At 41.8% G+C, this 25190-nt stretch carries 21 protein-coding genes; 12 read left to right on the top strand and 9 right to left on the bottom strand.

Translation table 11 applies throughout. From position 1 onward, the window contains the following. Positions 1–1164, bottom strand: a complete 1164-nt coding sequence (locus AB6T38_RS11760) for an efflux RND transporter periplasmic adaptor subunit (RefSeq protein ID WP_372547500.1) — start codon at positions 1162–1164, stop codon at positions 1–3. Between the two features lie 124 nt (positions 1165–1288). Between AB6T38_RS11760 and AB6T38_RS11755 the strand changes: the two genes are divergently transcribed. Then, a complete protein-coding gene (locus tag AB6T38_RS11755; protein ID WP_372547499.1) occupies positions 1289–1951 on the top strand; it encodes a TetR/AcrR family transcriptional regulator in 663 nt (220 codons plus the stop codon). Here the strand turns inward: AB6T38_RS11755 and AB6T38_RS11750 are convergent. Beyond that, positions 1948–2385, bottom strand: a complete 438-nt coding sequence (locus AB6T38_RS11750) for a RidA family protein (protein WP_372547498.1) — start codon at positions 2383–2385, stop codon at positions 1948–1950. The two genes, AB6T38_RS11755 and AB6T38_RS11750, sit on opposite strands and share 4 nt — an antisense overlap. Positions 2386–2835: 450 nt before the next feature. Here AB6T38_RS11750 and AB6T38_RS11745 point away from each other — a divergent pair, with 450 nt between their 5' ends. From AB6T38_RS11745 to AB6T38_RS11700, 10 genes are all read left to right on the top strand, one after another. Next, entirely contained in the window at positions 2836–5487 is a 2652-nt protein-coding gene (locus AB6T38_RS11745) for a reprolysin-like metallopeptidase (RefSeq protein ID WP_372547497.1), read from the top strand. Further along, positions 5484–5909, top strand: a complete 426-nt coding sequence (locus AB6T38_RS11740) for a hypothetical protein (protein ID WP_372547496.1) — start codon at positions 5484–5486, stop codon at positions 5907–5909. The genes AB6T38_RS11745 and AB6T38_RS11740 overlap by 4 nt, the downstream gene beginning before the upstream one ends. A gap of 103 nt (positions 5910–6012) precedes the next feature. After that, complete coding sequence (locus AB6T38_RS11735; RefSeq protein WP_372547495.1) at positions 6013–7023, top strand: aspartate carbamoyltransferase; 1011 nt, start codon at positions 6013–6015, stop codon at positions 7021–7023. 5 nt (positions 7024–7028) lie between these two features. Next, positions 7029–8318: a glutamate-1-semialdehyde 2,1-aminomutase gene (gene hemL / locus AB6T38_RS11730; RefSeq protein WP_372547494.1), complete on the top strand. Its 1290-nt coding sequence runs from the start codon at positions 7029–7031 to the stop codon at positions 8316–8318. 66 nt (positions 8319–8384) lie between these two features. After that, a complete protein-coding gene (locus tag AB6T38_RS11725; RefSeq protein ID WP_372547493.1) occupies positions 8385–9485 on the top strand; it encodes an adenylate/guanylate cyclase domain-containing protein in 1101 nt (366 codons plus the stop codon). Positions 9486–9816: 331 nt separating this feature from the next. After that, the gene (locus AB6T38_RS11720; RefSeq protein WP_372547492.1) at positions 9817–10047 is read left to right on the top strand and encodes a hypothetical protein; all 231 of its coding nucleotides are present in this window, start codon (positions 9817–9819) and stop codon (positions 10045–10047) included. Positions 10048–10065: 18 nt separating this feature from the next. Then, positions 10066–11355, top strand: a complete 1290-nt coding sequence (locus tag AB6T38_RS11715) for a hypothetical protein (RefSeq protein ID WP_372547491.1) — start codon at positions 10066–10068, stop codon at positions 11353–11355. A 2-nt stretch (positions 11356–11357) separates the two neighbouring features. Further along, the gene (locus AB6T38_RS11710; protein ID WP_372547490.1) at positions 11358–12371 is read left to right on the top strand and encodes a substrate-binding periplasmic protein; all 1014 of its coding nucleotides are present in this window, start codon (positions 11358–11360) and stop codon (positions 12369–12371) included. Next, positions 12368–12925 carry a hypothetical protein gene (locus AB6T38_RS11705; RefSeq protein WP_372547489.1) on the top strand — a complete coding sequence of 186 codons (558 nt, stop codon included), beginning with the start codon at positions 12368–12370 and terminating at the stop codon, positions 12923–12925. The genes AB6T38_RS11710 and AB6T38_RS11705 overlap by 4 nt, the downstream gene beginning before the upstream one ends. Positions 12926–13503: 578 nt before the next feature. After that, positions 13504–13857, top strand: coding sequence for a hypothetical protein (locus AB6T38_RS11700; protein WP_372547488.1), 354 nt, complete (start codon positions 13504–13506; stop codon positions 13855–13857). A gap of 149 nt (positions 13858–14006) precedes the next feature. Here the strand turns inward: AB6T38_RS11700 and AB6T38_RS11695 are convergent, their stop codons facing one another. From AB6T38_RS11695 to glnK, 5 genes are all read right to left on the bottom strand, one after another. Beyond that, positions 14007–14930 (bottom strand): Dyp-type peroxidase, encoded by a 924-nt coding sequence (locus AB6T38_RS11695; protein WP_372547487.1) that lies wholly within the window; start codon positions 14928–14930, stop codon positions 14007–14009. A 46-nt stretch (positions 14931–14976) separates the two neighbouring features. Continuing rightward, a complete protein-coding gene (gene ggt / locus AB6T38_RS11690; RefSeq protein WP_372547486.1) occupies positions 14977–16665 on the bottom strand; it encodes a gamma-glutamyltransferase in 1689 nt (562 codons plus the stop codon). Positions 16666–16773: 108 nt separating this feature from the next. Then, positions 16774–16905 (bottom strand): hypothetical protein, encoded by a 132-nt coding sequence (locus tag AB6T38_RS11685; RefSeq protein ID WP_372547485.1) that lies wholly within the window; start codon positions 16903–16905, stop codon positions 16774–16776. Between the two features lie 201 nt (positions 16906–17106). Then, positions 17107–18351 (bottom strand): ammonium transporter, encoded by a 1245-nt coding sequence (locus tag AB6T38_RS11680; RefSeq protein WP_372547484.1) that lies wholly within the window; start codon positions 18349–18351, stop codon positions 17107–17109. 21 nt (positions 18352–18372) lie between these two features. Next, positions 18373–18711 (bottom strand): P-II family nitrogen regulator, encoded by a 339-nt coding sequence (glnK, locus tag AB6T38_RS11675; protein ID WP_216048856.1) that lies wholly within the window; start codon positions 18709–18711, stop codon positions 18373–18375. Between the two features lie 283 nt (positions 18712–18994). Here glnK and AB6T38_RS11670 point away from each other — a divergent pair, with 283 nt between their 5' ends. Continuing rightward, entirely contained in the window at positions 18995–19810 is an 816-nt protein-coding gene (locus AB6T38_RS11670; protein WP_372547483.1) for a hypothetical protein, read from the top strand. 33 nt (positions 19811–19843) lie between these two features. On the opposite strand, the gene mrcB is transcribed toward AB6T38_RS11670, so the two are convergent. Next, the gene (gene mrcB, locus AB6T38_RS11665; protein ID WP_372547482.1) at positions 19844–22144 is read right to left on the bottom strand and encodes a penicillin-binding protein 1B; all 2301 of its coding nucleotides are present in this window, start codon (positions 22142–22144) and stop codon (positions 19844–19846) included. Between the two features lie 167 nt (positions 22145–22311). Next, complete coding sequence (locus AB6T38_RS11660) at positions 22312–25107, bottom strand: M12 family metallo-peptidase (protein WP_372547481.1); 2796 nt, start codon at positions 25105–25107, stop codon at positions 22312–22314. Between the last annotated feature and the right edge of the window lie 83 nt (positions 25108–25190).

Below are 25190 nucleotides of genomic sequence, written 5' to 3'. Positions count from 1 at the left end.
TTACAGCTTACCTTGGTGGGAAACAAGGTCACTTGCTATCTCAGCGGATTTTTTCGCAACCACAGCATTGACGATCTGCCCAGGAACAAGGCGATGGGCACCATTGATAACCATCCAGTCATTTGCTTTTAGGGCACCACGAACGTAACTGTGAGTTTTACCTGAAAATAAGACTTCAACGGAACGGGATGTGACTTTTTGTTGACCTTTATCAGACACAGTAAACAAGGTCCATAACCCGCGAATACCGCTGCTAAGAGCTTGTTTAGGCACCCATACACCAGACTCTTCAACCCGTTTACTGTAAACCAAGGCTATTAAATCTCCAGGAAGCAATCTATGTTGATTGGCTTCTACGGAAAAAATCACATCGATGGTTCGAGTGTCCATCTGTCGGGTTTTAGCGATAGATTTCACTATCCCTGTCAACTTAATACCATTGGCAATTAATTGATGTTTTTGGCCGACGCTTAAACCAAAGGCTTGATCACTAGACATCGCGATCCGCGCATCATAAGCCGACGTTTGTTGGACCACCACCACGGGTTGTCCAGCACTAACAACGGTTGACGGATCTACTGGTCGAGACACAATAGTGCCATCAAAAGATGCTCTTAATTCAGACTTTTCAATTTCCACCTGCAAGGTATTGATCCGTGCTTGAGTTTGCTCTACCACAGCTTTAGCGACTTGAGTGTTTTCATCCACTTCATTCAAACGTTGTGTAGACTCTAAATTCCTATTAACTAACTCAACCACTCGCTGTTGTGACTGTTTGGCCAAACGCAAATCTGCCGTGGCAGATTGTAAGGCTGCATCTAACTCTTTCATGGATGCATCGAGGCGTTGGGTATCAAGTTTAGCAATGAGCTGTCCAGCTACAATTTGGTCGCCCTCATCGACTAAAATTTGCTGCACTTTACCGGCTAACTCAAACCCTAGATTTGAAAGATTTGCAGACTCCAACCGGCCATAGGCAAGTTGCTCTAACTGGTAACTGTCTTGAGGCGAGAGTTGAACAACTTCTACTTGGTGAATTTTTGCTTCTGAAGGAGGTGGGGTTACCTGCCCAGAACCTGCTGCGACCATTAATCCCACTACTGCAATTAACGGCAAGATAAGTGCAATTGGGATTAGTAATGTTTTAAATGACGCTTTATTCACTGTTCAAGCCTATTTCAGATTGTTATTTTGTCTAACACAGTTTTGTATTAGTATAGAGAATAATATATAAATACTAGACCGTCTAGTTTGATAATTAAATTTTAATTTAAACAAGAGTGAAAAAGTGTCCCATTCTAAACCTGAAATAAGTTCGAACTGTTTGAAAGCACAGGCTAAAGCTGGCAGACCTAAAAGCGAAGAAAAGAGAATTAATATTTTGTTGGCCGCCAGTGATCTGTTCTTAGCCCAAGGGTTTTCATCTACCTCTATGGATCAGGTAGCAAAAAAAGCGGAAGTCTCTAAACAAACCGTTTATTCGCATTTCAGCAATAAAGAAGCCTTGTATACGGCAGTTATTACTTATAAATGTGCCCAGTACCAATTAGGTGAAGAGCATATGGGGGATGTGGAGCAAGATCCCGTAGAGGCCCTACTCACCTACGGAAACCAAATTATTAATTTATTACAAGATGAACAGTCAATAGCCATGCATAGAATAGTGATTGGTGAACTGACCACCAACCCTCGTGTAGCAGAACTATTTTATATGGCAGGCCCACTGCATGGTATCGAGATTTTGTGCAACTTTTTCCAACAAAACTCGCAGCTCAAACTAGACAAAACCAAGGCTAAATACTGGGCCTATACATTTTTTAATATGTTAAAAGGTGATTTCTATTTGCCGAGTTTACTAGGTTTACCGTTTAGTAAATCTGAAGTAAAACAAACTGAATTAGTCAAACAAACAGTGAATCATGTAATGCAAATGATTAAAGCTGAAAATTAATTGTTAGCGTACGCCCAACACTCTAATTCCAACATGGAGCCCATGGCTAAACCATCTGCACCAAATGCACTTCGTGACGGTAGTTTTTTAGGCTTAAAATAAGTGATGTAGACTTTATTGAAATCTGCCCATTTTTCAATATCTTCGATCATCACAGTGCACTTAAACACATCATCCATCGTCAACCCTAAACCGTCCAATGTGGCGGCAATGTTTTTCATTACTTGATGAGACTGATCTGTAATATTGTCAGCTAAATTGCCTTTCTCATCACTGGCAATTTGACCAGACAAGTACACAATATTATCAACCTGAGTAGCTTGAGAAAAAGGCATATTCTGTTTTTCTGCGGGGTAATACTTAACCTCGGCAAAACTATTAAAAAGTGTGCATGACAACAAACTTAATATTCCGACTTTAGTCATTTTTAACATATCTCAGTTTTCCTTTTTAATGATTTTTCACTACTAATACTGCGGTTTATCAACTAACTCTATACATCGACATGCTAAGCTGTGCAAATCAAAAACAGCTTAGTGTCATTATCTAACCATTGGTTTAAAAGCTGTTTTTAGTGTTCTTTGAACATGCTTATATTGATCTCTCAACCTGTTCAATATTTAGTCTCCCATAACCAAAAAATCGGTTCAACAAAGACAAATCCCAAATCGGCTAAAACACGTATATTTAAAGCCTAATAGTAATTAACTTAAATTTATCACCACCCTTTCCCTACTTTCTATGCTTAGAGCTTTGCATATGCAAAAAATAAAATACCCATAAAGTGCAGAAATAATAGGCAATTCATACTAAAGTAGACTTGTTAGTTTATGTTAGTCGGAGCATATTTTTGCTCAAATAATCAATCTAAAAATGGGGCTTTAATGACATTTGTTCTCCGTATCTGTATCACGCTTTTTCTAGCTAGCATTAGTTTGTTAGCCACCGCGCAAAATGAAGTGCATTCTTTGTGGCAACCAGCCAAGGCAAGCACTCAAATCGATTTGCGCTTTGGGCAAACTGTGGCAAAAGGATACGAGCTAACAATTAATCCTGACGAGCTCCTGTCTTTGGTAAACAATCAAGCCACCGAGCTTCAACTTGTCATCCCTACTCCCGAAGGTGATTACCTCATATTTAAATTGAGTCAAGTTCAAGTAATGGCTGAAGCACTGGCAACTAAGTATCCGTTGATCCGATCATTTACTGGTTATAACCTCGATAACCCTAAAGGTATTGGGCGCTTTAACATTTCAGCAAATGGGCTGTCTGCAATGTTTAGAATAAACAATGAATGGGCAATTTTAACCTACGATAAACGAGGTCACCCTGAAGATTATGTAAGTTATTGGGTAAAAGATGAAATTCCCCCAGACACGCACAAGTCGACACTCTCGCAGCCGCAGGATTTTTTAACTTTACCCTCTACCATCAAAACAGAATTGAAAAAAGTTGCTACCGCAAACACCGATGCAGCTAGAGCCAACGGAAATTCCATTACTACTTATCGCATAGCCATCAGTACTAGCGGAGAATATACCGCGCGAAATGGCGGAGAAGCGGGCACCCTCGCAGAGTTAGCAATATTGATTAATCGTATCAATGAGATTCTACTCACTGACTTTTCTATTCAGTTTGAGCTCGTGGCAAACAATGACAGAATCATCTACACCGATAGCAGTACTGATCCTTTTGTGAATGATGCCAGTGATGACTTGGAGGCCAATCAAATCGTTATAGATGATCTCATTGGCTCTGAAAACTATGATATTGGGCATTTATTAAATACCGACTCAGGCGGCTTGGCTACCATTCAAAGTATTTGTATCGACGGATTTAAGGCCCGAGGGCAAACAGGTAGCAACAGACCTTTCGGTGAAAGCTTCTACACCCAATTAGTTATTCATGAATTTGGCCATCAGTTAGGTGCTGAACATACCTTTAATGCCTCCAACACAGCAGGTTGTACCGAAGACCAGCGCTCAAGAAATTCTGCCGTTGAACCGGGCAGTGGCTCTAGCATAATGTCTTATGCAGGACTATGTTCTAGCCAAAATATTCAAGATGACTCAGACGATTATTTTCACAGCTTTTCAGTTGAGCAAATTCAATCACTTCTAAGTCGCCGAAATTGCGGAACAACCGAATCCAATGGCAATAGTATTCCGATTATTAGCAGCGCCGAAATAAACCATACGATCCCCGCAAATACCCCTTTTGTGCTCACTGCTCAGGCCAACGACAGCGATAATGATACTTTGAACTATGCGTGGGATCAGATAGATCCTGGTGGTTTTGAAGGAGCTACAGAATCCTTAGCAGAAATGTCTGAGGACAATGGCTTTAACCCTTTGTTTCGATCTTATCCACCAGCAAATTCATCGACTCGCTATTTTCCACAGCTTTCTGAGGTGTTAATGGGTTCAGTGGGGTTTGGGGAGACCTATGCAACTACTGAGCGTGAACTTACCTTTGAGGTTATTGTCCGGGATGGCAACGGTGGCGTGACCACACAAACGGCAAATATCAATATACAACCCACTGACCAGCCATTTTCGGTGTCACAACCTTTAGCAGACGCACGCTGGATTGGCGGGCAAAGTCATGTGGTTGAATGGGAGGTGGCTGGCACAAATACCGCGCCGATTTCCTGTGCATCAGTAGATATTAGTTTAGATGCTGACGGAGATGGTGTATTTGAATCGACCATTTTAGCCAGTACCGCAAATGATGGTCTACAAAGTATTGTCTCTCCAAGTACCAATACCAGCAATGCGCGTTTACAAGTTAGCTGTTCCGATAATGTGTTTTATGCAGTGAATCCTGGAAGTTTTGAAATTGTGCCCGGTAGCGAGCCTGTAGCGCCGTTAATTACAGGACAAACCGAGCGAACCGAATTAGAAGATACAAGTTTCGTGATTAACTTTTCTGACTTAATCGTAGATGACCCAGACTCTAGCTATCCATCCAACTTCAGCTTAGATTTATTTCCCGGCGCAAACTATGTTGCTAGTGATGGCAACGTGTCCCCTGATGCTGATTTTTCAGGTAGCTTAATGGTCAACCTGTCAGTAAATGATGGGGTGAGTGATAGCAATGTGTTCCCATTTGTTGTGCAAATTGAAGCCGTTAATGATGCTCCTGTTGCGGTGGATGACAGTATTGAGATAGAGCAAGATTCAGGGACAATCAGCATAGATGCATTAAGTAATGATACAGATGCCGACCAAGACTCGTTGATTATTTCCGAGGTCACCTATGTGGGCACTGGACGCGTGGCGATTGATAATGGGCAAATTAGTTATACCCCCGCCAATGGCTTTTTTGGCAGCGACAGCATTATTTATCGTATTGAAGATCCCAGCTTTGCCACGGATTCGGCAACTATCGATATTACGGTGAACCAAGAAAATGTCACCCCGTTACCCATTCCTCCCGCAGACGACTCTTCTGGCGGCGGCAGTTTGGGTTGGTTCATGTTGTTACTAGCAGCTACAAGGATAACAGTTGGCAGATTAGCGGTTTGTTCTAAATGAATGTGTTGAAAGTGGCTTGTGCAACCTTGGCAGTGATTAATTTATCTGGCTGTATTACAGAAAATGTCAGTTCTACCTCAAATATTTCAGCAAACAAATCTGCAGCTGGTTCAGCATCTCAGTCTCAATTGAGTTCAATTCAACAAGCAGAGGCGGATGCAAAGGTTGCAGTTAAACAAGGGAACTTTAGGTTATTAGCCTTTACTAACAGAGTGATTAGCTTTCCTGGCATAGATATGGATCTCTATCCTCTGGCGGTGATTGAACAACAATGTGGCATTAAGTACTTAGCAGGTAGTGGTGATACATTAAAAATGGGGGAAAGTACCGCGTCCAGAAAAGCCCTTAAAAAATATGCCACAACCTATAATTTAATTGTCTTGAAAGGCTGCCAAGCATTTCATAAAAATAATCAGAAATAAGATTATCCGACAGCAAATTTTTGATAGACTCTCGTGCCAGCAGCAGGATAAGCGCTATTCTCAGCCTAATCATTTTTCCTGTTATTAAACATAAGGGTATGCGATGAATTTTAAAGGTCAGCACATTCTTTCGGTTAATCAGTTCGACCGTGATTCTATTCAGGCGATATTCGATGTAGCTGATAAGATGACACCCTATGCGCTTCGTCAAAAACGTACAACAGTGTTGGACGGAGCGATTTTGGGCAACCTATTTTTTGAAGCCAGTACACGAACACGAGTTAGCTTTGGTACTGCATTTAATCTACTTGGCGGTGAAGTGCGAGAGACCACCGGCATGAGTAGTTCGGCGCTGGCCAAAGGCGAATCTTTGTTTGATACCGCCAGAGTATTAAGCGGATATTCCGATATTATTACCATGCGTCACCCGCAATCAGGTTCAGTATCTGAATTTGCAGAAGGCAGTCGAGTTCCAGTGATTAATGGCGGTGATGGCGCCAATGAACACCCGACCCAAGCTCTGTTAGATTTATACACTATTAGTAAAGAGCAGCAATATCACGGTGGACAAATTGACGGTATTCATATTGCCATGATTGGTGATTTAAAATATGGTCGTACGGTGCATTCATTATCAAAATTATTAAGTTTATTTAAGAATGTTCGTTTCACTCTGATTTCCCCCAAAGAGCTGGCCATGCCTGAGGCAATTTTACAGGTGATCCGCGACGCAGGTCATAGCGTTAAAGTAACAGATCAGCTTGAGGGCAGTGTAGATGCCGACATCTGTTATCAAACTCGGATTCAAGAAGAACGTTTTGAAACTCAAGCTGAAGCAGATAAATATCGCGGAAAGTTTCGTTTAAACCAAACTATTTACACTAAACATTTCCAATCCAAAACCGTCATTATGCACCCACTTCCACGGGACTCACGAGCCGACGCGAATGAGTTAGACAATGACCTAAATTTACACCCCAATTTAGCCATTTTCAGACAAGCTGATAACGGCGTATTAGTCAGAATGGCGCTGTTTGCACTGACCCTTGGAGTAGAGAATTTAGTGTCAAAATACGATCGTGACGTTCATTGGTATAGTTCAAAGAGATTATAAATTACATGCAAAAATCACAACAATTGTTCGAACAAGCACAAAAGCACATCCCAGGCGGAGTTAACTCCCCAGTAAGAGCATTTAAAGCCGTTGGTGGCACTCCGCCGTTTATCGTCAAAGCCGATGGACCATACATTTACGATGCAGATGGCAAACAATACATCGATTATGTGCAATCTTGGGGACCTATGGTGCTAGGCCATAACAACCCGAAAATACGTCAAGCTGTTATCGACGCTGCGGAAAATGGCCTTAGTTTTGGTGCTCCTACGGAATCAGAAGTGACCATGGCGGAAATGGTTAATAAATTGGTTCCTTCAATGGAAATGTTGCGTATGGTGAACTCAGGTACAGAAGCGACCATGAGCGCCATACGTCTAGCCAGAGGGGTAACGGGCAAAAACAAAATTCTTAAATTTGAAGGCTGTTACCATGGTCACGCAGACTCATTGCTGGTTAAAGCCGGATCGGGTGCCTTAACCCTAGGTGTGCCTAGCTCCCCTGGTGTACCTGCAGATGTGGCACAACATACCTTGACCATGGAATTCAACAATATCGACAGCGTGAAACAAGCCTTTACCGAGTTTGGTGATGATATTGCTTGTATTATCGTAGAACCCGTTGCCGGCAATATGAATTGTATTCCACCAGTTGACGGTTTTTTACAAGGTCTAAGAGACATTTGTGACCAGCACAACAGTATTTTAATATTTGATGAAGTTATGACTGGTTTTAGAGTCAGTCGTGGTGGGGCTCAAGAGTTATATTCCATTGTTCCAGACTTAACTTGCCTAGGAAAAGTTATCGGTGGTGGCATGCCAGTGGGCGCATTTGGAGGCAAAGCAGAAATTATGCAACAAATAGCCCCAACAGGCCCTATATATCAAGCGGGCACCTTATCAGGAAATCCAATTGCCATGGCGGCTGGTTTGGCGTCTCTGACACAAATTCAAGAGCCTGGCCTGTATGACAAACTCACCCTTGCAACCAAAACACTCGCGGAAGGAATAAAGTCCTTAGCCTTGGAACATGGTATTCCGATGACAGTGAATTATGCCGGCAGTATGTTTGGGATTTTCTTTACGGACATTGAGAAAGTGACTAATTATCAACAAGCGATTAATTGCGACACCGAGATGTTTAATCGTTTTTTCCATAGCATGTTAGCCAAAGGAGTTTATTTGGCTCCAGCGTCATATGAAGCAGGATTTGTGTCTGCATTGCATGATATGGATATTGTTGAAAAGACATTGCAAATTACCAAAGAAGTCTTCGCTGAATTAACAGCCGAGTAGGTTTAAAAGAGATGCTGTGTTAGGTTGAATACAACATTCACAAAATAATAAGAAAAAGACGCAAAAATGTTGCAACAAATTTTACAACCTCTGCCGTTAGTTTTAGTGATTATAATAATCATTATGGCTGCGGCATTGTTGCGTCTAAAACGAATCTTAAAACAGCAAACTAATCCAAACCAATCCGCTCAAAACCATGTTGAAATGGAGACGCAGGTGCAGAGCACCCTGCGCGCCAACGAAGCAGATCAACGATTTTTATCTAAAGCAGATGAAGCCTTACGCTTAACGCAAACCTTTCAAAAATTTGTACCTCGACAATTTGTGGAGCATTTTGCTAAGCATGGTTCAGACACCTTAGAGTTAGGTCGTGCCGATGAAGATGAAGTGGCTATTCTGTTTTCCGATATTCGTGGTTTTACCGGTTTATCGGAGAATATGACACCGCAAGAGTTGATGAAGTTTCTCAATTCCTATTTCTTACGAATGAATGACCCTATTCATCAAAATGGGGGGTTCATTGATAAGTTTATTGGTGATGCGATCATGGCGTTATTTGACCATCCCAAAGGCACAAATCGAGATAAGGCCATTGATGCTCTCAAAGCGGCTGTCGATTTACGTTATGCCTTGAACGTTTATAATCAACACAGACACAACAGTGGTTATCCGCCCGTCAATATCGGTGTTGGCATTCACTTTGGGCCCGTAATTATTGGCACCGTGGGCTCTGATGATAGAATGGATACCACTGTGATTGGCGATAGCGTTAATATAGCGTACCGTTTAGAATCCCTAGCACCTAAATTAGGGGCTGACATTATAGTCAGTTCCCAATTATTGGAAACTGCGGCAGCAAAAGAAAAATTTAGCTACAGGTTTCTCGATTGGGTCAGAGTTAAAGGCCGCAAAAATCCTGTGGAAGTGTATGAAATACTCAATCACCTTCCCGAAGAAACTATCGTGTTACGAATGAAAACCGCACCTTGGATTGAAAAAGGAGTGGAACATCGCAAGTCTCAACAATGGGATGAAGCTTTAAATTGTTTTGAAAAAGCGCGGATGTTGAATCCAGATGATCATTTAGTTGCCCATCATATCGCCCAGTGTCATTCCATAAAAAGCTCCCTAGTTTCCCTCGATTGGGATGGGGCCGCCGATTTGTAACCCACGGGGCTAAAGCCCCCTGTAACATGGCCTTTAGGCCATGGAAAAACCAAACACATCCGCGGGGCTAAAGCACCCGCCTACAACTCCCCCGTAGCATGGCCTTTAGGCCATGAAAAAAACCAACCACATCCACGGGGCTAAAGCACCCGCCTACAACTCCCCCGTAGCGTGGCCTTTAGGTCATGGAAAAAACCAACCACATCCACGGGGCTAAAGCACCCGCCTACAACTCCCCCCGTAGCATGGCCTTTAGGCCATGAAAAAACCAAACACATCCGCGGGGCTAAAGCACCCGCCTACAACTCCCCCGTAGCATGGCCTTTAGGCCATGGAAAAAACCAACCACATCCACGGGGCTAAAGCACCCGCCTACAACTCCCCCGTAGCATGGCCTTTAGGCCATGAAAAAAGCAAACATAATCGCGGGGCTAAAGCACCCGCCTACAACTCCCCCGTAGCATGGCCTTTAGGCCATGGAAAAACCAACCGTCATCACAGCAAGACTTTATTTTCCAATGATTTTCATTCACTTACAGGTTTGTTATATTGCCTTCAGTAGTAGTAAGGAGAGCCAGTCGTGATTTCACATTCCCCCCAGCAAGAACCTTCTAACAATCGACTTTGTTTCACAACAATTTCCCCTATAGACGTGCCTTTTTCTCTTATCAGAGGGTTTAACCGCAAATCTGATAATTTTAAAAAGCTCATGTCCTCACTGAGTCAAAGGGAAGATATTGAAAGTGTAACCTGGCTAAATGATGGACCAGAATATGTGAACCTAGATAGTGATGTATCTTCTATGTCATTTTTCTTATGGAAGACACAGTGGGAAAATGTTGAAGTGAAATTTCATATTTTCCCAAATGAACTTGCAGTAGTGGAATGCCAACTAATTCTGCCAGTTCAGACTGACGTTAAAACCATGGAATCAAAAGTTCAACAACAGGCGGAAGCAGCCATTCAGCAATCATTACCGGCCCTAGAAGCCGTGATAAAAGACATTTATAGTAAGATCAATAATCCCTTATTAATCAAACCAAGGTCGCGTTCAACACGACTTTATTGGACTGCTCGCTCATTGAATGTTAAGCGCACCCAACTTGAAGATACCCAAATCCGTCAGTTAATACATCAGTGGTTAGCGGAAACAGAATGCCCAGAAGATGCAGATAAAATTTGTAACTTGATCAACTATGACAACGCAGCTAGCGCCAATGATTTTGATCCCGTTAAAACCGAATCCATGACTTGGCTAAACTATGTAATCGTCGACAAACGGGCAAAAAGTGATCCTCGAATCGACACTATGATACTTGCTCAATACTGCTACACCGCCCAAGAAAAGTGTAATTTACGATTACACGAAGCCATTGCCCACGCTTATATAGATGGAAATTTATTAGGTGCGCAAAATCAACTAGAAGACAGTCGCATTCAATCCAAACTCCATCAAGTTTCGATAAATGAACACAAAAAGTATTTAACGCGACAAAAAAGAAAGTATTTGGACGAGATCTTTGCATCATGGGAATTCGATTTGTTGATCAAAAACGGCGATGACATGAAAGAGATTTGTTCAAACAAGATTGAAGAAGCCAACTCTAAACAAAGCAAACTCAATAGTATCAAAACCGATAGAATTCTATTTGCCATCAGTCTTTTCACTATTTTCGAGTTATTAATATTTCTATCCCAGCACAGTAGAGAGGTCATGTCTCGCCCCGCGCTAGATTACAACGACGAAAGCTCTTCTTGGATCCTAACGTTAATCGCCAGTTTAGATGCAGATACCATGTTTGGTATTGGTATAGGTTTAATGATAGCCCTTGCTTTCATTTATATGTCTGTTGCCAAAAGGAAATTGTAATCATGGGCAAGAAACTATTCTTATTGATGGCTTTGCTTTTAAGCGCCACGTTTCAAACCGCAAGAGGCTATGCACAAGACGCCTCAATTGAAGTACTAACAGATGTTTGGGCTCCCTATATTAATCCACAAAGTGAGCCAATGGGACGGGCGGCGAAAGTATTAGATACCATAGCGGCCTATGCACAAGTCAACATTAACTGGCGTTATGTGCCCTATCGTGACGCAGCCTTGTTATTAGAGAAGCAAAAAGCGCATCTTAGTTACCCCTATTTTTATACCCAAAAAAGGGCTGAAAAACACTACTACTCTAAACCTATATTTTACCTCACCAGTCGACTTTATTTTAATCGTCATTTTGTGTCTTCTAAGTTAGCCAACAACAACTTAGAATCCCTCAAGATAGCCAAAGTGGCCGGTTACAGCTATGGTGAAAAAATCGATAATATCGTGACCGATGCACAACAATACGAAACCGAAGAAGATGCACTTATCGCACTATTGAACAATGAAGTACAAATACTGCCTATGACCGAAGGGGTAATGAATAATTTATTGGATACCCGCTACGACGAGCAAAAGCAGTTAATTATTCCCGTAGACAATGTGAAAGACGAATCCAGTCTACACATTATTGCCAGTAAAACGCCTGAAGGTAAGGCTCTCATTGAAAAATTTGATCAGGCAATCACCATGCGCTTAAATGGTGAAGACGCGCAACTTCAACCCACTCAAAACCTACAACAAAAAGTAGATTTGGCGACCTTAGTGACATCTGAAGGTTTCCCTGCCATTTTAGGCGAATTTACCAACAAAAACGGCAGTATTGATTACTACACAATTCCCATCGGTACCAAGGTGATAGTTCTGCAATGGAGTTCAAAGATTTTAAATCCGTCCCATTCAGATCGAATTTACAAGAATATGATGGAAACCAGCAACGTAGTTATTTTAAATGGTCCCCATGTGGGAAAAGAACTGCGGGTTAAAAACATGCATATTCAGTTAGAACCATGATTATTATAGGTTTAGGCTGGATAGGCACGGTTTTATATTTACTCAACCACGCCTATCTGTCTTTGGTAACGAACTGGTCTCCACGGGTTTATTATGCTGGAAATTTAATAGCTGCCACTAGCCTGATAATCAATTCGGTATTGGTCTCTTCATGGCAAGCCGTTGTCATAAATGGCTTTTGGGCAGTTATTAGTTTGTTATTGCTGCTCAATATCCCGTTAAAAAATACCCCGCTTACATTTCGAATGATGGCAATTACAGTGGCTTGTATGTGGGTTGCCGCTCTTTTCGGTTTGTTTTATCAATTTGAATTGAGCATTCGCTTTTTAGGTTGGACATCCGCTTTAGTCTTTGGCGCTGCTTATTTGTTATTTTGCGCTCAGAAAATGACGCAAAAAACCTATTTGTATTTAAATGTGTATGCCGCATTGGCATTAACGCCGCAGTTATGGATGGATAAAAATTATCCGGTACTCACCTTAGAAGTGATTTGGGCGTTGATATCTATTCATGGGGCTTTGCGTCAACGGGACAATACCCATTTAATAGATTAGTTGTTATTTGGGCGGGGCTGTAGCATGGCCTTTAGGCCATGGAAAAACAAACACAACCACGGGGCTAAAGCGCCCGCCTACAACTCCCCTGTAGCATGGCCTTTAGGCCATGAAAAACCAAACACAACCAGATGCTAAAGCACCCACCTACAACTCCCCCGTAGCATGGCCTTTAGGCCATGGAAAAACAAACACAACCACGGGGCTAAAGCACCCACCTACAACTCCCCTGTAGCATGGCCTTTAGGCCATGGAAAAACCAAACACATCCTCGGGGGCTAAAGCACCCGCCTACAGCTCCCCGTAGCATGGCCTTTAGGCCATGGAAAACCAAACACAACCACGGGGCTAAAGCGCCCCCCTACAGCTCCCCCGTAGCATGGCCTTTAGGCCATGGAAAACCAAACACAACCACGGGGCTAAAGCTCCCGCCTACAGCTCCCCCGTAGCATGGCCTTTAGGCCATGGAAAAACCAAACACATTCTCGGGGCTAAAGCTCCCGCCTACGACCTATGTCTTATTGTTTGCTACGGTTGCCAATGACATCCTGATTAAAATCCAAACAAAGGTGATTATTATGAAGGCTGCAAAACGTTTAAAACTCATGGGATTGGGCGCTTATTTGCTTGCTATATTCGCGCTACAGCAGGTGATCATTATTCCCTTAATTGCGTTACTTTCTATTGTAGCCATATACAAAAGCAAATCTGAGATCATAAAGTCTCATGCGAAATACATCATTTCCGTGTTTGTTGTGGTGATTTCAGTGGTATTAGTTACAGCCAATGTATTTAACGGCGAACAACAGGTATTTGCGGCTATGGTGGCCATCAGCATTGCCTTTCTTATGTTAGCTTATGGGGCGTTACGGATGGGATTTTCTAAGAAACCTTTCGCAAATAGATTGGATGCTAATTTAGATTCAAACTAAAGCACTGGCTATCAACTTACTTCTGGGTTAAATCAAATGACAGTATTTAAGTTGGTGCGACTAAAAACAAAAGAGTATTATCATAGCACTTGATGGTGTCGACTTTCTGTTCGACACCTTAGTTATCAACCTCTTTTTACCTTCCCCTCTTACTTATCTTTGTTACCTTTAATAAAGTTTAAAGAAGGTGCAAAAAATGCAGCGCCGGTTTCTGGCACGGTAAAGTCTAACAATCTATCATAAACGCCATTTTCGTCACCAAATACCATGCTGCTTAACATCTGCGTAAAGGGTTTTGGACTATTCGCTAGGGATACAAAAAACAGCCCTTTCACCACCATATCGCCATAGGGCATACTCTGGCGTAAAATTTCTAGACTGTTACCTTGGGCATCTTTAATTCCCGAACGTTTGACATGAGAAAACGCGGGTTTATCTTCGCTGGCATATTCCACATTGTCTTCTTTAGTGCGGCCAATAATGTCTTCTTGATTTTTAACCGGTAGTCTTTGCCAACGGTCCATGTGAGTCCGATAGCGTTGAATATGAATGTAACTGCCACCAGCAAAATCAGGGTCTTTATCCCCTACTATGGCCACTTTACGTTTGTGCATACCTTTGGGGTTTTCTGTCCCATCAACAAAACCAATTAAGTCGCGACCGTCCAAATATCGGAAGCCTTTAACTTCTTCAAATAACTCCACGTGTCCCTTAAGTAATTCACACACTTCACTGCCGATGGCAAAACAAACATCAGCACGGTCAGCGCGAATTTGAATAAATAAATCACAAGGTGTTGCCGGAGCATTGCGGTCATCACACTCCATATCCGGAAAAGGAGCAAGTTCCATGGGAATTAAGCCTGGATATAAATCGGTCCAATAACTATTTCCTATGGCAATTACACCAGATACCATGGCTTCATAATGTTCTTCATCATAGTGTTCAAATATGTTGAGGATATGTGCGAGTTTTGCACGTATAACTTGCGCATCGTCATCGATAACGTTAAACATCAGGTATTGGGCGTGTAAATTAGGTTCCGCACAAATGCCTTTTTGAGGTTCAGTCATATTTTTTTGTTCTTTTAATTTAAGTATTTTAGCAATAAAAATGGCATTAGTAGCCTGATGCCTGCCCATCTTTGCGGCTTTCAGAAGCGCCAAAGTATACGCCAGTTTTAGGGTCTCTGAGAATAGCTTGATAACCACCATAGCTTCCCGACACATCTCGTAAAACATGCCCTTTTTGTACTAACTCTCGTCGAGTTTTAGCGGAAAAACCACTTTCTAGGCTCACATAACCGCCATCGGTCATTGAGGTGCCTGTGGGCTGACTAGAGCCACTGTGCAATATTCTTGGTGCATCACCCGCTTCTTGCAAGTTCATCCCAAAATCAATTAAGTTAATAATAATTTGCGCATGCATTTGCGGTTGTGTGCCGCCTCCCATCACACCAAAGCTCAACCACGGTTTACCATTTTTAGTTACAAATGCCGGTATAATGGTGTGAAACGGACGCTTGCCTGGTGCATAAAGGTTAAAGTGACCTTCTTGCAACGAGAATAACTCGCCACGATCTTGTAAAATGAAGCCCAAGCCAGTGGGTGTCATGCCCGAGCCCATACCACGATAATTTGATTGAATAAGGGACACCATATTACCTTCTTTATCAGCCGTGGTGAGATAAATAGTATCACCTTCATTAAGTCCAGCATCGATGCGCTTAGATGCGCGTTGTTGGTCAAGTAATTTCAATCTTTGTCGCGCATATTCTTTGGAAATCAGCCAGTCAGTGGGAATATCATTGAATGCAGGGTCGGCGTAATATTTGGCACGATCTTCAAAGGCGAGTTTTTTCGCTTCCACAAAAGTATGTATATATTCAGCTGAGCCAAAACCCATGCCTTCGATGTCAAATTGCTCAAGCATATTTAAAATTTGTAACGCCGCAATGCCCTGAGAATTGGGTGGTAATTCCCACACATCATATCCACGGTAATTGCTCGATACCGGCTCCACCCAAGTTGACGTATGACTGGCTAAATCTTCATAACTCAAAAATCCACCTTGCTCTTTCATATATGCCGCTATAGTTCGGGCAATATCGCCTTTGTAAAATGCATCTCGGCCACCAGTAGCGATTTTTTCAAGAGTAACAGCTAAATTTTGATTAACGAACACTTCTCCTTTTTTCGGTGTTGCCCCATAGGGCATATAAGTTTCAGCAAATCCCTCATACTTGCTGAGAATCGGTGCACTGCGATTCATATACCAAGCAATGAGCTCACTGACAGGAAAGCCTTTTTTCGCATAATCAATTGTCGGTGATAAAATCTCGGTCATAGGTAATGAGCCAAATTTACCATGCAACTCAAACCAACCATCAACGGCGCCAGGAACGGAAACTGGTAGCGGGCCATGGGAAGGAATTTTTTCCATGTCATTTTGTTTGAAGTATTCAAGCGTGAGGGATTGAGGAGAACGACCTGACGCATTCAACCCGTAAAGTTGCTTGGTTTTAGCATCCCACACAATCGCAAATAAATCTCCACCAATACCATTACCTGTCGGCTCGACTAACCCCAACATAGCGTTGGCAGCAATGGCTGCATCTATGGCATTTCCGCCCTGTTTAAGAATATCTAACCCGACTTGGGTAGCCAATGGCTGGCTGGTGGCAACCATACCATTAGTGGCTATCACCTCAGAGCGAGAAGCAAAGGTTTCACCAGTAATACGGTCATAGGCTGAACTGAATTGACTAAATACAATTAATGAAGCGAAGATACACGGCAGAAATCTCATTAAACCACCTTTTATACTATTAGATGCCTTAGAGGATACGCTGTGCGCCCGCTGGTTTAAAGAAAATATAGAAACTAGCAAATAAATTTCGTTTCTAACCGTTAATCCTTATTCATAAGCTTCCTCAAGATCGACGCTGCCCTCGGGTTTGTTCTCGTCTATAGTGACTTCTTTAACCTCTAAAAAGCTCACTTCATCATCCATTTCCGGATCATCAGAGATATTACAACTTAACGCCATGTAGTTCCACATAGGTATTAATCAACAACTTAGAGTGAGTTGAAGAAGTAGGTGAATGGCTTGTTTTCGTGCAATAAAAAACCCCGCTAGTAAGCGGGGTTTTGACTTTTTAACAACATTAGGACCTTGTTATTGTTTTTGTTCTTGTTTTTGTTCTTATTATTTCTTTATCGCCCTAGTTGTTCCCTTAAATATTAGATATTAAGAACGGCCACCGGTGAAATCTGGGTATGCTTCCAAACCACACTCGCCGATATCTACACCTTCAAACTCTTCTTCTTCGCTTACACGAATACCGATGATAGCTTTAAGGATTAACCAAGCGACCAAGCTGGTTACAAATACCCATACAAAGATAGTTAGTGCACCAATGATTTGACCAGAGAATGAAGAACCGTCATTTGTAAAAGGTACTAGTAGAAGTCCTAGTAGACCTACCACACCATGAACAGAGATAGCTCCAACTGGATCATCAATTTTCATTTTATCTAAAGCAACAATACTTCCAACAACCAAAATACCACCTAAAGCACCGAATAAAGTAGCTTGTAGAGGAGTTGGCGTTGAAGGTTCTGCAGTAATCGCAACCAAACCAGCTAATGCGCCGTTTAAGGCCATAGTTAGGTCAGCTTTACCGAATAACACGCGAGCTAGAACAAGAGCAGCAACTAAGCCACCTGCAGCAGCAGCGTTGGTATTCATAAATACCACGGCAACAGCGTTAGCACTTTCTACGGTAGCTGTCGCTAGAACAGAACCACCGTTGAAACCGAACCACCCCATCCATAAAATGAATGTACCTAAAGTCGCTAAAGGTAAGTTCGCACCAGGAATCGCGTTGATTTTACCGTCAGCAGTATATTTACCTTTACGAGCACCAAGTACTAATACACCTGCTAAAGCAGCAGCTGCACCAGCCATATGAACAATACCCGAACCAGCGAAGTCAGAGAAACCTAAGTCGCCAAGGGTATACATTCCGAATACAGATGCGCCACCCCAAGTCCAAGAACCTTCCATAGGATAGATAAACCCGGTCAAGATAACTGCAAAAGCAAGGAACGACCACAATTTCATACGCTCAGCAACCGCACCTGAAACGATTGACATTGCTGTAGCAACAAAGACTACTTGGAAGAAGAAGTCAGCTGACGGGGCATAAGTTGCTGGTTCAGCTACATCAGTAGCACCATCGCCAACTATTCCATCAAGGAATAAAGTGAATTCACCGCCACCGTACATGATTGAATAACCGCAGATCATATACATGATACAAGCTACAGAGTATAAGGTAATATTCTTAGTTAATATTTCAGTGGTGTTTTTAGCACGCACTAAACCGGCTTCTAGCATGGTAAAACCAGCAGCCATCCACATGACTAATGCGCCACATATCAAAAAGTAAAAGGTATCTAGTGCATACCCAAGCTCAAATGTAATTTCCATGATTTTCTCCTGCCCTGCTGCTTAAATGGCTTCGCCGTCAGTTTCACCCGTGCGGATACGTACTGCATGCTCTAAGTCATATACAAATACTTTTCCGTCTCCAATCTTGCCCGTTTTTGCTGCGCTAACAATAGCTTCAACTAAACGTTCAACATGATCGTCTTGCACCGCAATTTCCAATTTAACTTTTGGTAAAAAGTCAACTTGGTATTCTGCACCACGGTACAATTCGGTATGACCTTTTTGACGTCCAAAGCCTTTAACTTCAGTGACAGTCAAACCATCAATGCCAATCTCTGAAATGGCTTCGCGAACATCATCAAGCTTGAAAGGCTTAACTATCGCAGTTACTAATTTCATTGTGTTACTCCCGATATTTTAATTTTGTTTTTATTGAAACGCTCTATTCCTAAAACAAGTCTTATGCCACTAATGTTTACGCATAAAAATCAATTACTTAGATTAGAAAAAATGGATTGAACCTACAATTAAAGCACCAATAGCGAGCAAAAGGCAAATTTCGCACACAAATGGTGCATAGATTCACAATAATCGAAAAGCGTTGCTAATAGGGAACTAAAAGAGACGCGGCAAGTCTACTGTCGAATCAATTAGACAATAAATATGCTGGATAGCGCGCACCTTGGATTTTGACCGCCAACAATATATTCCCCCAGAAACGAAAAAACACTCTTTGCAAAAAGTACTGCTTATTTCTGTACTTGCTCACGTTTTAATCGGTTGGTGGATTTTGTCTCAACAGCGCATAAAGGTTCCTGCAAAAGTAGAGCAGGAAACCTCTGCTATCAATGCTAAATTAATCTTTTTTACCCCACCGAAAGTGCAGGAAAATACCGTTGAAACTGACGCTGCGGAACAATTACCTGAACCTCCAGCAGAACAAATAGAACAAAGTAACCCCGTGGTTGAAGAGCTTCATGTCGATGAGGTAGTGGTAGACGAAGCCCCAGAAACGATACCCGCGGAACAAGAGGTTCAGACAAAGGATGTACCTGATATCGTTGAACCTGTTACCCCCGAGCTACCCACCATAGAAAATGACACTAGACGTGAAGATTTACCTTCGATTGATTATCCAGGCAAATCTGACGAAGAGACGCCGGTTGCGACCTCTCGTAATTTAGCCCAAAAACATTTATTAGATCACTCGGCACAAGCCAATCAACGCATGGCGGAACAAGAAGCACAGCGCTATCGTCAACAAAGGGAATCACCGGATCTGAATTTACCTAAATTTGATCCCTATAAAACCGAAGATGAAAAGTTGATGGAGGAAAATACTATCCGGGTAGATTGCAGTTCAGCGGTAAATAAAACACTGCTCACGGTTTTACAATATACCACTGGAAGCACTATGGATTGCAGTAAATCTCAAGATTTTGAGCCTTACATCGATAAGCATGTCAAAAAGCCCATTAAGCCAAAAGATAGACGCTAATTAACCGCCTTTTGGCTCATTAAGCTTGTAAACCTAATTTCCAAACAGTCTTTCCCAAAAGCTTTTACGCTCTTGAATTTTTGGGTTTTTGGTGTCACATTTATCCGCTCGTTTGGGCAGCACTTCTAATATGGCAGGCAAACTCATACTGGTCTGACAGCCCGCTTGGGTGGCTCTTCCGGTTTGTGGATTAAAATGGGCGATACCTAAACCTTTTGGAAAACGCCGAACCAGTGACTTTGGCGCTTGCAGGGCCTGAAAATCTAAAAACAAACTCAATGCACCACTGGCCCCTGTTAATCCAGTACTCTTATTGTCATCTGTCCCAATCCAACTGGTAACTAAGATATTTTTGTCATAACCACTAAACCAGCTATCACGGTAGTCATCGGTTGTGCCTGTTTTACCCGCCATATTGATAGTAGGAAAACGTCGGCGAACTTGTTTGGCGGTGCCTTCTAAGGTCACTTTATGCAGAGCATAATTCATTAAATAAGCGACTTTTTCATCGATAATTCTTTTTTCTGGGGCATCAAAGGAGTACATCAACTGATTATCAGAAGACATAATAGCATTCACAGTATGAAGAGGGATCTGCACGCCATTGTTAGCAATGGTTTGGTACATTTGATTAACCTGAATAGGCGATAAATCAAGGGCACCTAAAGTCAATGCAGGATATTGGGTAATAGGTTCAGTTACGCCAAGGCGTTTAAGTGTTTGTGTTATATTATCTAATCCCAATTCCATACCTAAACTTACAGTGGGAACATTGAGGGATTGGGTTAATGCAGTATACAAGGGAACTTGACCACGAAACTTTTTATCGGCATTTTGCGGCTCCCACGTTTCCCCGCCTTCACTAGGTAATTGAATGGGATTGTCGAACAAAGGAGTGGCTAAGTTATATTCTTCTGGATGCTCTAAAGCAGTAATGTAGATTGCGGGTTTAACTAAAGAACCGATGGAACGTTTAGCGTCTAACGCCCGATTAAAACCACTGAAGCCTGTTTTACGATCCCCAACCATTGCACGAATTTCACCGCTATCAATGTCAGTTACCACCATTGCGGCTTGCAAGTTTTTTAATTTACGCTGTTTTTCGATACTTATTATGCCACCTGCTAGTGCCGACTCTGCTTTACGTTGTGCATTTGAATCAAGGGTGGTGAACAGTTTCACCCCCGAGTCACGAATATTTGGATTATCTAAAATAGTGTGTAATTCACGCCCCACTCTATCCATAAAGGCGGGATGTTTACCCTTGACCAGCGTTGCGCCTGTGGCCACTTGAATTGGCTTGTCCAACAATGTTTCAAAGGTCGACTTATTAATTTTTCCACCTTCAAACATCAGCCTCAACACCAGGTTACGTCGCTCCAAAACACGTTCAGGGTGACGTCTTGGGTTGTAGTAAGAGGGGCCTTTAATTATACCGACTAAAGTAGTCATCTCTTCTAAGTTAAGCTCGTTCAGCGGGCGGTCAAAATAAAAGTAGCTTGCTAAACCAAAGCCGTGTACACCGGTATTCCCACTTTGTCCTAAAAACACTTCATTTAAATAAGCTTCCATTATCTGATCTTTGCTATATCGAGCATCGATTAGTATGGACATAAAGGCTTCTTTGATTTTTCTGGTTATGGACTTTTCATTGGTTAAGTACATATTCTTGACCAATTGCTGAGTTAGGGTACTACCACCTTGCACAGCGCGCCCGGCTGAAATATTTGCTATCAAGGCTCTTAAAATGGAAAGGGGAGCAATTCCATGATGCTCATAAAAATCCTTATCCTCAACCAAGACCAGCGCTTCAACCAACTCTTTAGGAACTTGTCCAAGAGATACCAACATACGGTCTTCTTTGCCGTCACTAATCAAGCGTGTCACTAGCCATGGTTCTAACCTAAAGCTACTGATTTGTTTACCGCTGTTAAGGTTAACAATGCTTGCTACACGGCCTGATTTTACGGTTAACGAAAGAGCTGTTTCCCCTTGAAAACCATCGGGAAAATGAAAAGCCCGACGATACACTTCAAAATGATTGTTACTGTATTGATACTCCCCTGTTCGGCTGGCGTTAGCTACCCGTCGATATCCCAACAGTGTTAACTCTTCAATAATTTCTTTACTGGTAATTTCCTCTTTTAAACTTAACACTAATGGGCGCGCATAAATTTGCGCCGGCACTTGCCATTTATTGCCAGAAAACTGATGGGCAATCACTGCGTCTAAGTAAACCATGTATGCGGTCATAGCAACGATACACACCAGAAACATTTTCCAGAAATATTTGCGAAACCAAGGTAAGGGGTTCAATTTTTGAGCTACTGACATGGTTGATTAAGAGGATCTTTGTTGGGGTTGTTTTTAGATAAGCAGTCTATCAGTGCCGACGAGTTGGCTCAAACCAGTATTCCAAAAATATGACAATATTTGGATATTGTTGTCACTACTTGCCGATGCTCTATCAACAAATAGTGACTGACCAACACTCAGTTAACTTACCGAATCACAACATTCTTAAAAACCGAATTTGAATTTGGATTTTCTACATCATTATCCATTCCAAAAACGATATAAGAAAAGGCACCGGTATAGTATTCCCCAATGGGGATGACGAAGGTTTGATATTCCCCATCTCCAGTATATTGAAAGTCGTGATTTGCCCAAATTTGGGTTCCAAACAAACGAAAGGTTAAACTTTCATCTACGACTTCATCACTGGTAAAAGCAATACCATGAACTTCTCCCTCTGCTGTTGATTTAAACTCAAACTCTAAAACAGTGTCTTCAGTTATAATTGTAGGGCTTGCTACTTTCTGCCATAAGTTTCCTTGAAGTTGCAATGTATAACCAGAATCTAAAATCGTCAGCGTACCATCACCTTCTGGATTTTGACTGGGATCAAAATCAAAAATACCTAATTCATTGAAATTTAACCCTTCACTTGGGATGGGCTCTTCATCGGTATTTTCAAAAATAGAAATACGACTAAAATGACTGTTAGCAACAGAGTCTGGTATGTCGTTATCCATTGCAAATACTAAATACGGATATATACCCTCCTCAAAATATTGGCCTACAGGAATAGTAAATGACTGATACTCACCACTGCCTGAATAACTAAAGTCACTTACCCCCCAGGTTTGAGTTCCATACAATTGAAAGGCTTTAGTGCCATCTGCTAAGTTATCAGAATAGAAGCCAATTCCGTGAATTTCCCCTTGTGAAGTAGATTTGAAATCAAAGACCATCATTGTATTTTCCGTAATAACTTGATTTATATCAATTTTCCTCCATAAATTACCTTGCAGCTGCAACGTCTCTCCCCCATCGAGCACATCACTAAAGCTTGAACCAACGGGATTTTGTGTAGGGTCAAAATCGGAGATGGTGAACTGACTTAAATCAAGGAATTCAGTGGGTGGAGCATCATCGTCGGCAGAGTTGTATACTGTGACATTTGAATAGGTTCCGTTGGCTGTGGAGTTTTCTACATCATTATCCATGACAAAATAGAGATACTGAACATTACCAGTATAAAACTGCCCAACCGGAATAGATATATGCTGTACTTCACCAAGCTCTGTATAACTTGTACTATTTATTCCCCACGTTTGCGAGCCCGCCAATGAAAATGTTCTAGCTTCTTCCATATGATTATCATTATCTAATCCAATACCATGAATTTCACCCAATGATGTACTGATGAAATCGAACTCTAATACTGTATCTGGTTGAATTTCATAGTTTAAACTTACTTTAATCCATCGATTACCTTGAAGGGTTATACTCGAACCAGCGTCATCAATAGTCACAACCCCCTCTATATCTTGATCACTAGTGAATGAAGAGTAAGGTAAATCATTGAAGTTTAAAAATTCACCTGAAGGATTTTCTGTCACTTCAACTTCAAAGTTTTGTATATCTGTTCCATAATCATTGCTTGCACTAAATTGAATTAAGTTAACTCCTAGCTGACTGGACGTAGGCGTCCATGCAACTAGCCCATCTTCAGAGAGAGTCATTCCCTCTGGACCATAATCCAAATTAAATGTTAAGAGCTCAGAACCTTCTGCATCAACTCGATTATCGGCATCGTATTGATAAGCTATTCCAGAGGTTGCAGTTGTATTAGGAGTAGAAATAATTAATGGAGGGGATATATCAGCAAGACAGACTCCAGAACTGACCAATGCATCCATTTGCGACAAACTACAATCTGAAAACTGATCACTGCCATTAATACTTGGGTTCATTAAAAAGCCCCCATTAGTTGCGGCGCAGGCCGAACCCGATTGATTATCATGGGGAGCACCAAAGTTATGCCCTATTTCATGGGCAGTAATTAGTGCAGTATTAGAGCCGAAACGTTGAGTTACACCCACTGAGTAGCTATTACAAATAGCGCCAACATAGGCGATACCAATTGTCCCTCCATCTAAATCCTTTCCTGTAAATAAGTGACTTAGACCTGGATTATTATAACTCACGGCAACGTAGGTGCGATAAGCCACGATTAAATCTTCGGCATCCGTCATGGTTAATGTGCCGTTATCCTCTAATACGCGGATATCATCCACGGTAACCTGAACGCCTACTTGTTCTGAAAAAATACCATCAACTACATTCATTTCGATGAGCATTTCCGTCGCCGCGTCCAGGGGATCTCCAGCTTCGAACTCGGCATCCGCTACCAGTGAGACTAAAATTTCCTTAGAAGCCATTTCACTTGCCATTTCAGCTAGTTCGTCGATGTAACTGGAATAATTAAAAGCAGATTGAATTGCATGATTGTCAAGAGCACAAGTAGCGCTATGACTCACGTCTTTTGCGTTGTAAACCACCAAATCATTAGTGCGTTCACTAAGGGTGTCGACCAAATTTAATTCAGCCTCGAGTTGCTTTTTATAATTCACGAAATATAAATCATGACCATCATAAAATGCCCCACTAAGTTTTCCTTCAACAAAACTGAATCTGGCCCAAGAATTTTCAGAACCGTCCAGCTTTCCTTTATACAAAGCAATCGTAGAATGTAATTTGAGCCTCAAACTTGCTGATAAAAGTTGATTATTCTCGACTAAACTAAATGTTCGTTCCTCTGAGTTGGTATTTAAAGCCAACCTAGTTTGAGAATTCTCACTGTCTATTTTTAAAAAATTAAACTGCGCTTCGCTTACGTGGGAAATAGTTAGATCATGCTTAGACTTGGCATCTGCATTCGAAAGGCTAAAGGTAATTAGAATATAAAAAATGGTTAAGATTGAGCGCTGGAAAAAGTGGATAGTTTGCATGTTTGCTACCTATTAGTGACCAACACAGCCCAGAAAGGGCAAGCCGTGTTCAACATCATTCTATTGTATCGGTTAATTTATAC

It is taken from the genome of Aliiglaciecola sp. SL4 (genome assembly GCF_041538045.1).
Taxonomy (GTDB): domain Bacteria; phylum Pseudomonadota; class Gammaproteobacteria; order Enterobacterales; family Alteromonadaceae; genus Aliiglaciecola.
Note: the sequence above shows the minus strand (reverse complement) of the source record. Positions and strands in the feature narration are given on the sequence as shown.

Coding starts and splice junctions, on each gene's coding strand:
- AB6T38_RS11750 (WP_372547498.1), bottom strand. CDS start 2,385: ATGTTAAAAATGACTAAAGTCGGAATATTAAGTTTGTTGTCATGCACA.
- AB6T38_RS11745 (WP_372547497.1), top strand. CDS start 2,836: ATGACATTTGTTCTCCGTATCTGTATCACGCTTTTTCTAGCTAGCATT.
- AB6T38_RS11740 (WP_372547496.1), top strand. CDS start 5,484: ATGAATGTGTTGAAAGTGGCTTGTGCAACCTTGGCAGTGATTAATTTA.
- AB6T38_RS11735 (WP_372547495.1), top strand. CDS start 6,013: ATGAATTTTAAAGGTCAGCACATTCTTTCGGTTAATCAGTTCGACCGT.
- hemL (WP_372547494.1), top strand. CDS start 7,029: ATGCAAAAATCACAACAATTGTTCGAACAAGCACAAAAGCACATCCCA.
- AB6T38_RS11725 (WP_372547493.1), top strand. CDS start 8,385: ATGTTGCAACAAATTTTACAACCTCTGCCGTTAGTTTTAGTGATTATA.
- AB6T38_RS11720 (WP_372547492.1), top strand. CDS start 9,817: ATGGAAAAAACCAACCACATCCACGGGGCTAAAGCACCCGCCTACAAC.
- AB6T38_RS11710 (WP_372547490.1), top strand. CDS start 11,358: ATGGGCAAGAAACTATTCTTATTGATGGCTTTGCTTTTAAGCGCCACG.
- AB6T38_RS11705 (WP_372547489.1), top strand. CDS start 12,368: ATGATTATTATAGGTTTAGGCTGGATAGGCACGGTTTTATATTTACTC.
- AB6T38_RS11700 (WP_372547488.1), top strand. CDS start 13,504: ATGAAGGCTGCAAAACGTTTAAAACTCATGGGATTGGGCGCTTATTTG.
- AB6T38_RS11695 (WP_372547487.1), bottom strand. CDS start 14,930: ATGACTGAACCTCAAAAAGGCATTTGTGCGGAACCTAATTTACACGCC.
- ggt (WP_372547486.1), bottom strand. CDS start 16,665: ATGAGATTTCTGCCGTGTATCTTCGCTTCATTAATTGTATTTAGTCAA.
- AB6T38_RS11685 (WP_372547485.1), bottom strand. CDS start 16,905: ATGGCGTTAAGTTGTAATATCTCTGATGATCCGGAAATGGATGATGAA.
- AB6T38_RS11680 (WP_372547484.1), bottom strand. CDS start 18,351: ATGGAAATTACATTTGAGCTTGGGTATGCACTAGATACCTTTTACTTT.
- glnK (WP_216048856.1), bottom strand. CDS start 18,711: ATGAAATTAGTAACTGCGATAGTTAAGCCTTTCAAGCTTGATGATGTT.
- mrcB (WP_372547482.1), bottom strand. CDS start 22,144: ATGTCAGTAGCTCAAAAATTGAACCCCTTACCTTGGTTTCGCAAATAT.
- AB6T38_RS11660 (WP_372547481.1), bottom strand. CDS start 25,107: ATGCAAACTATCCACTTTTTCCAGCGCTCAATCTTAACCATTTTTTAT.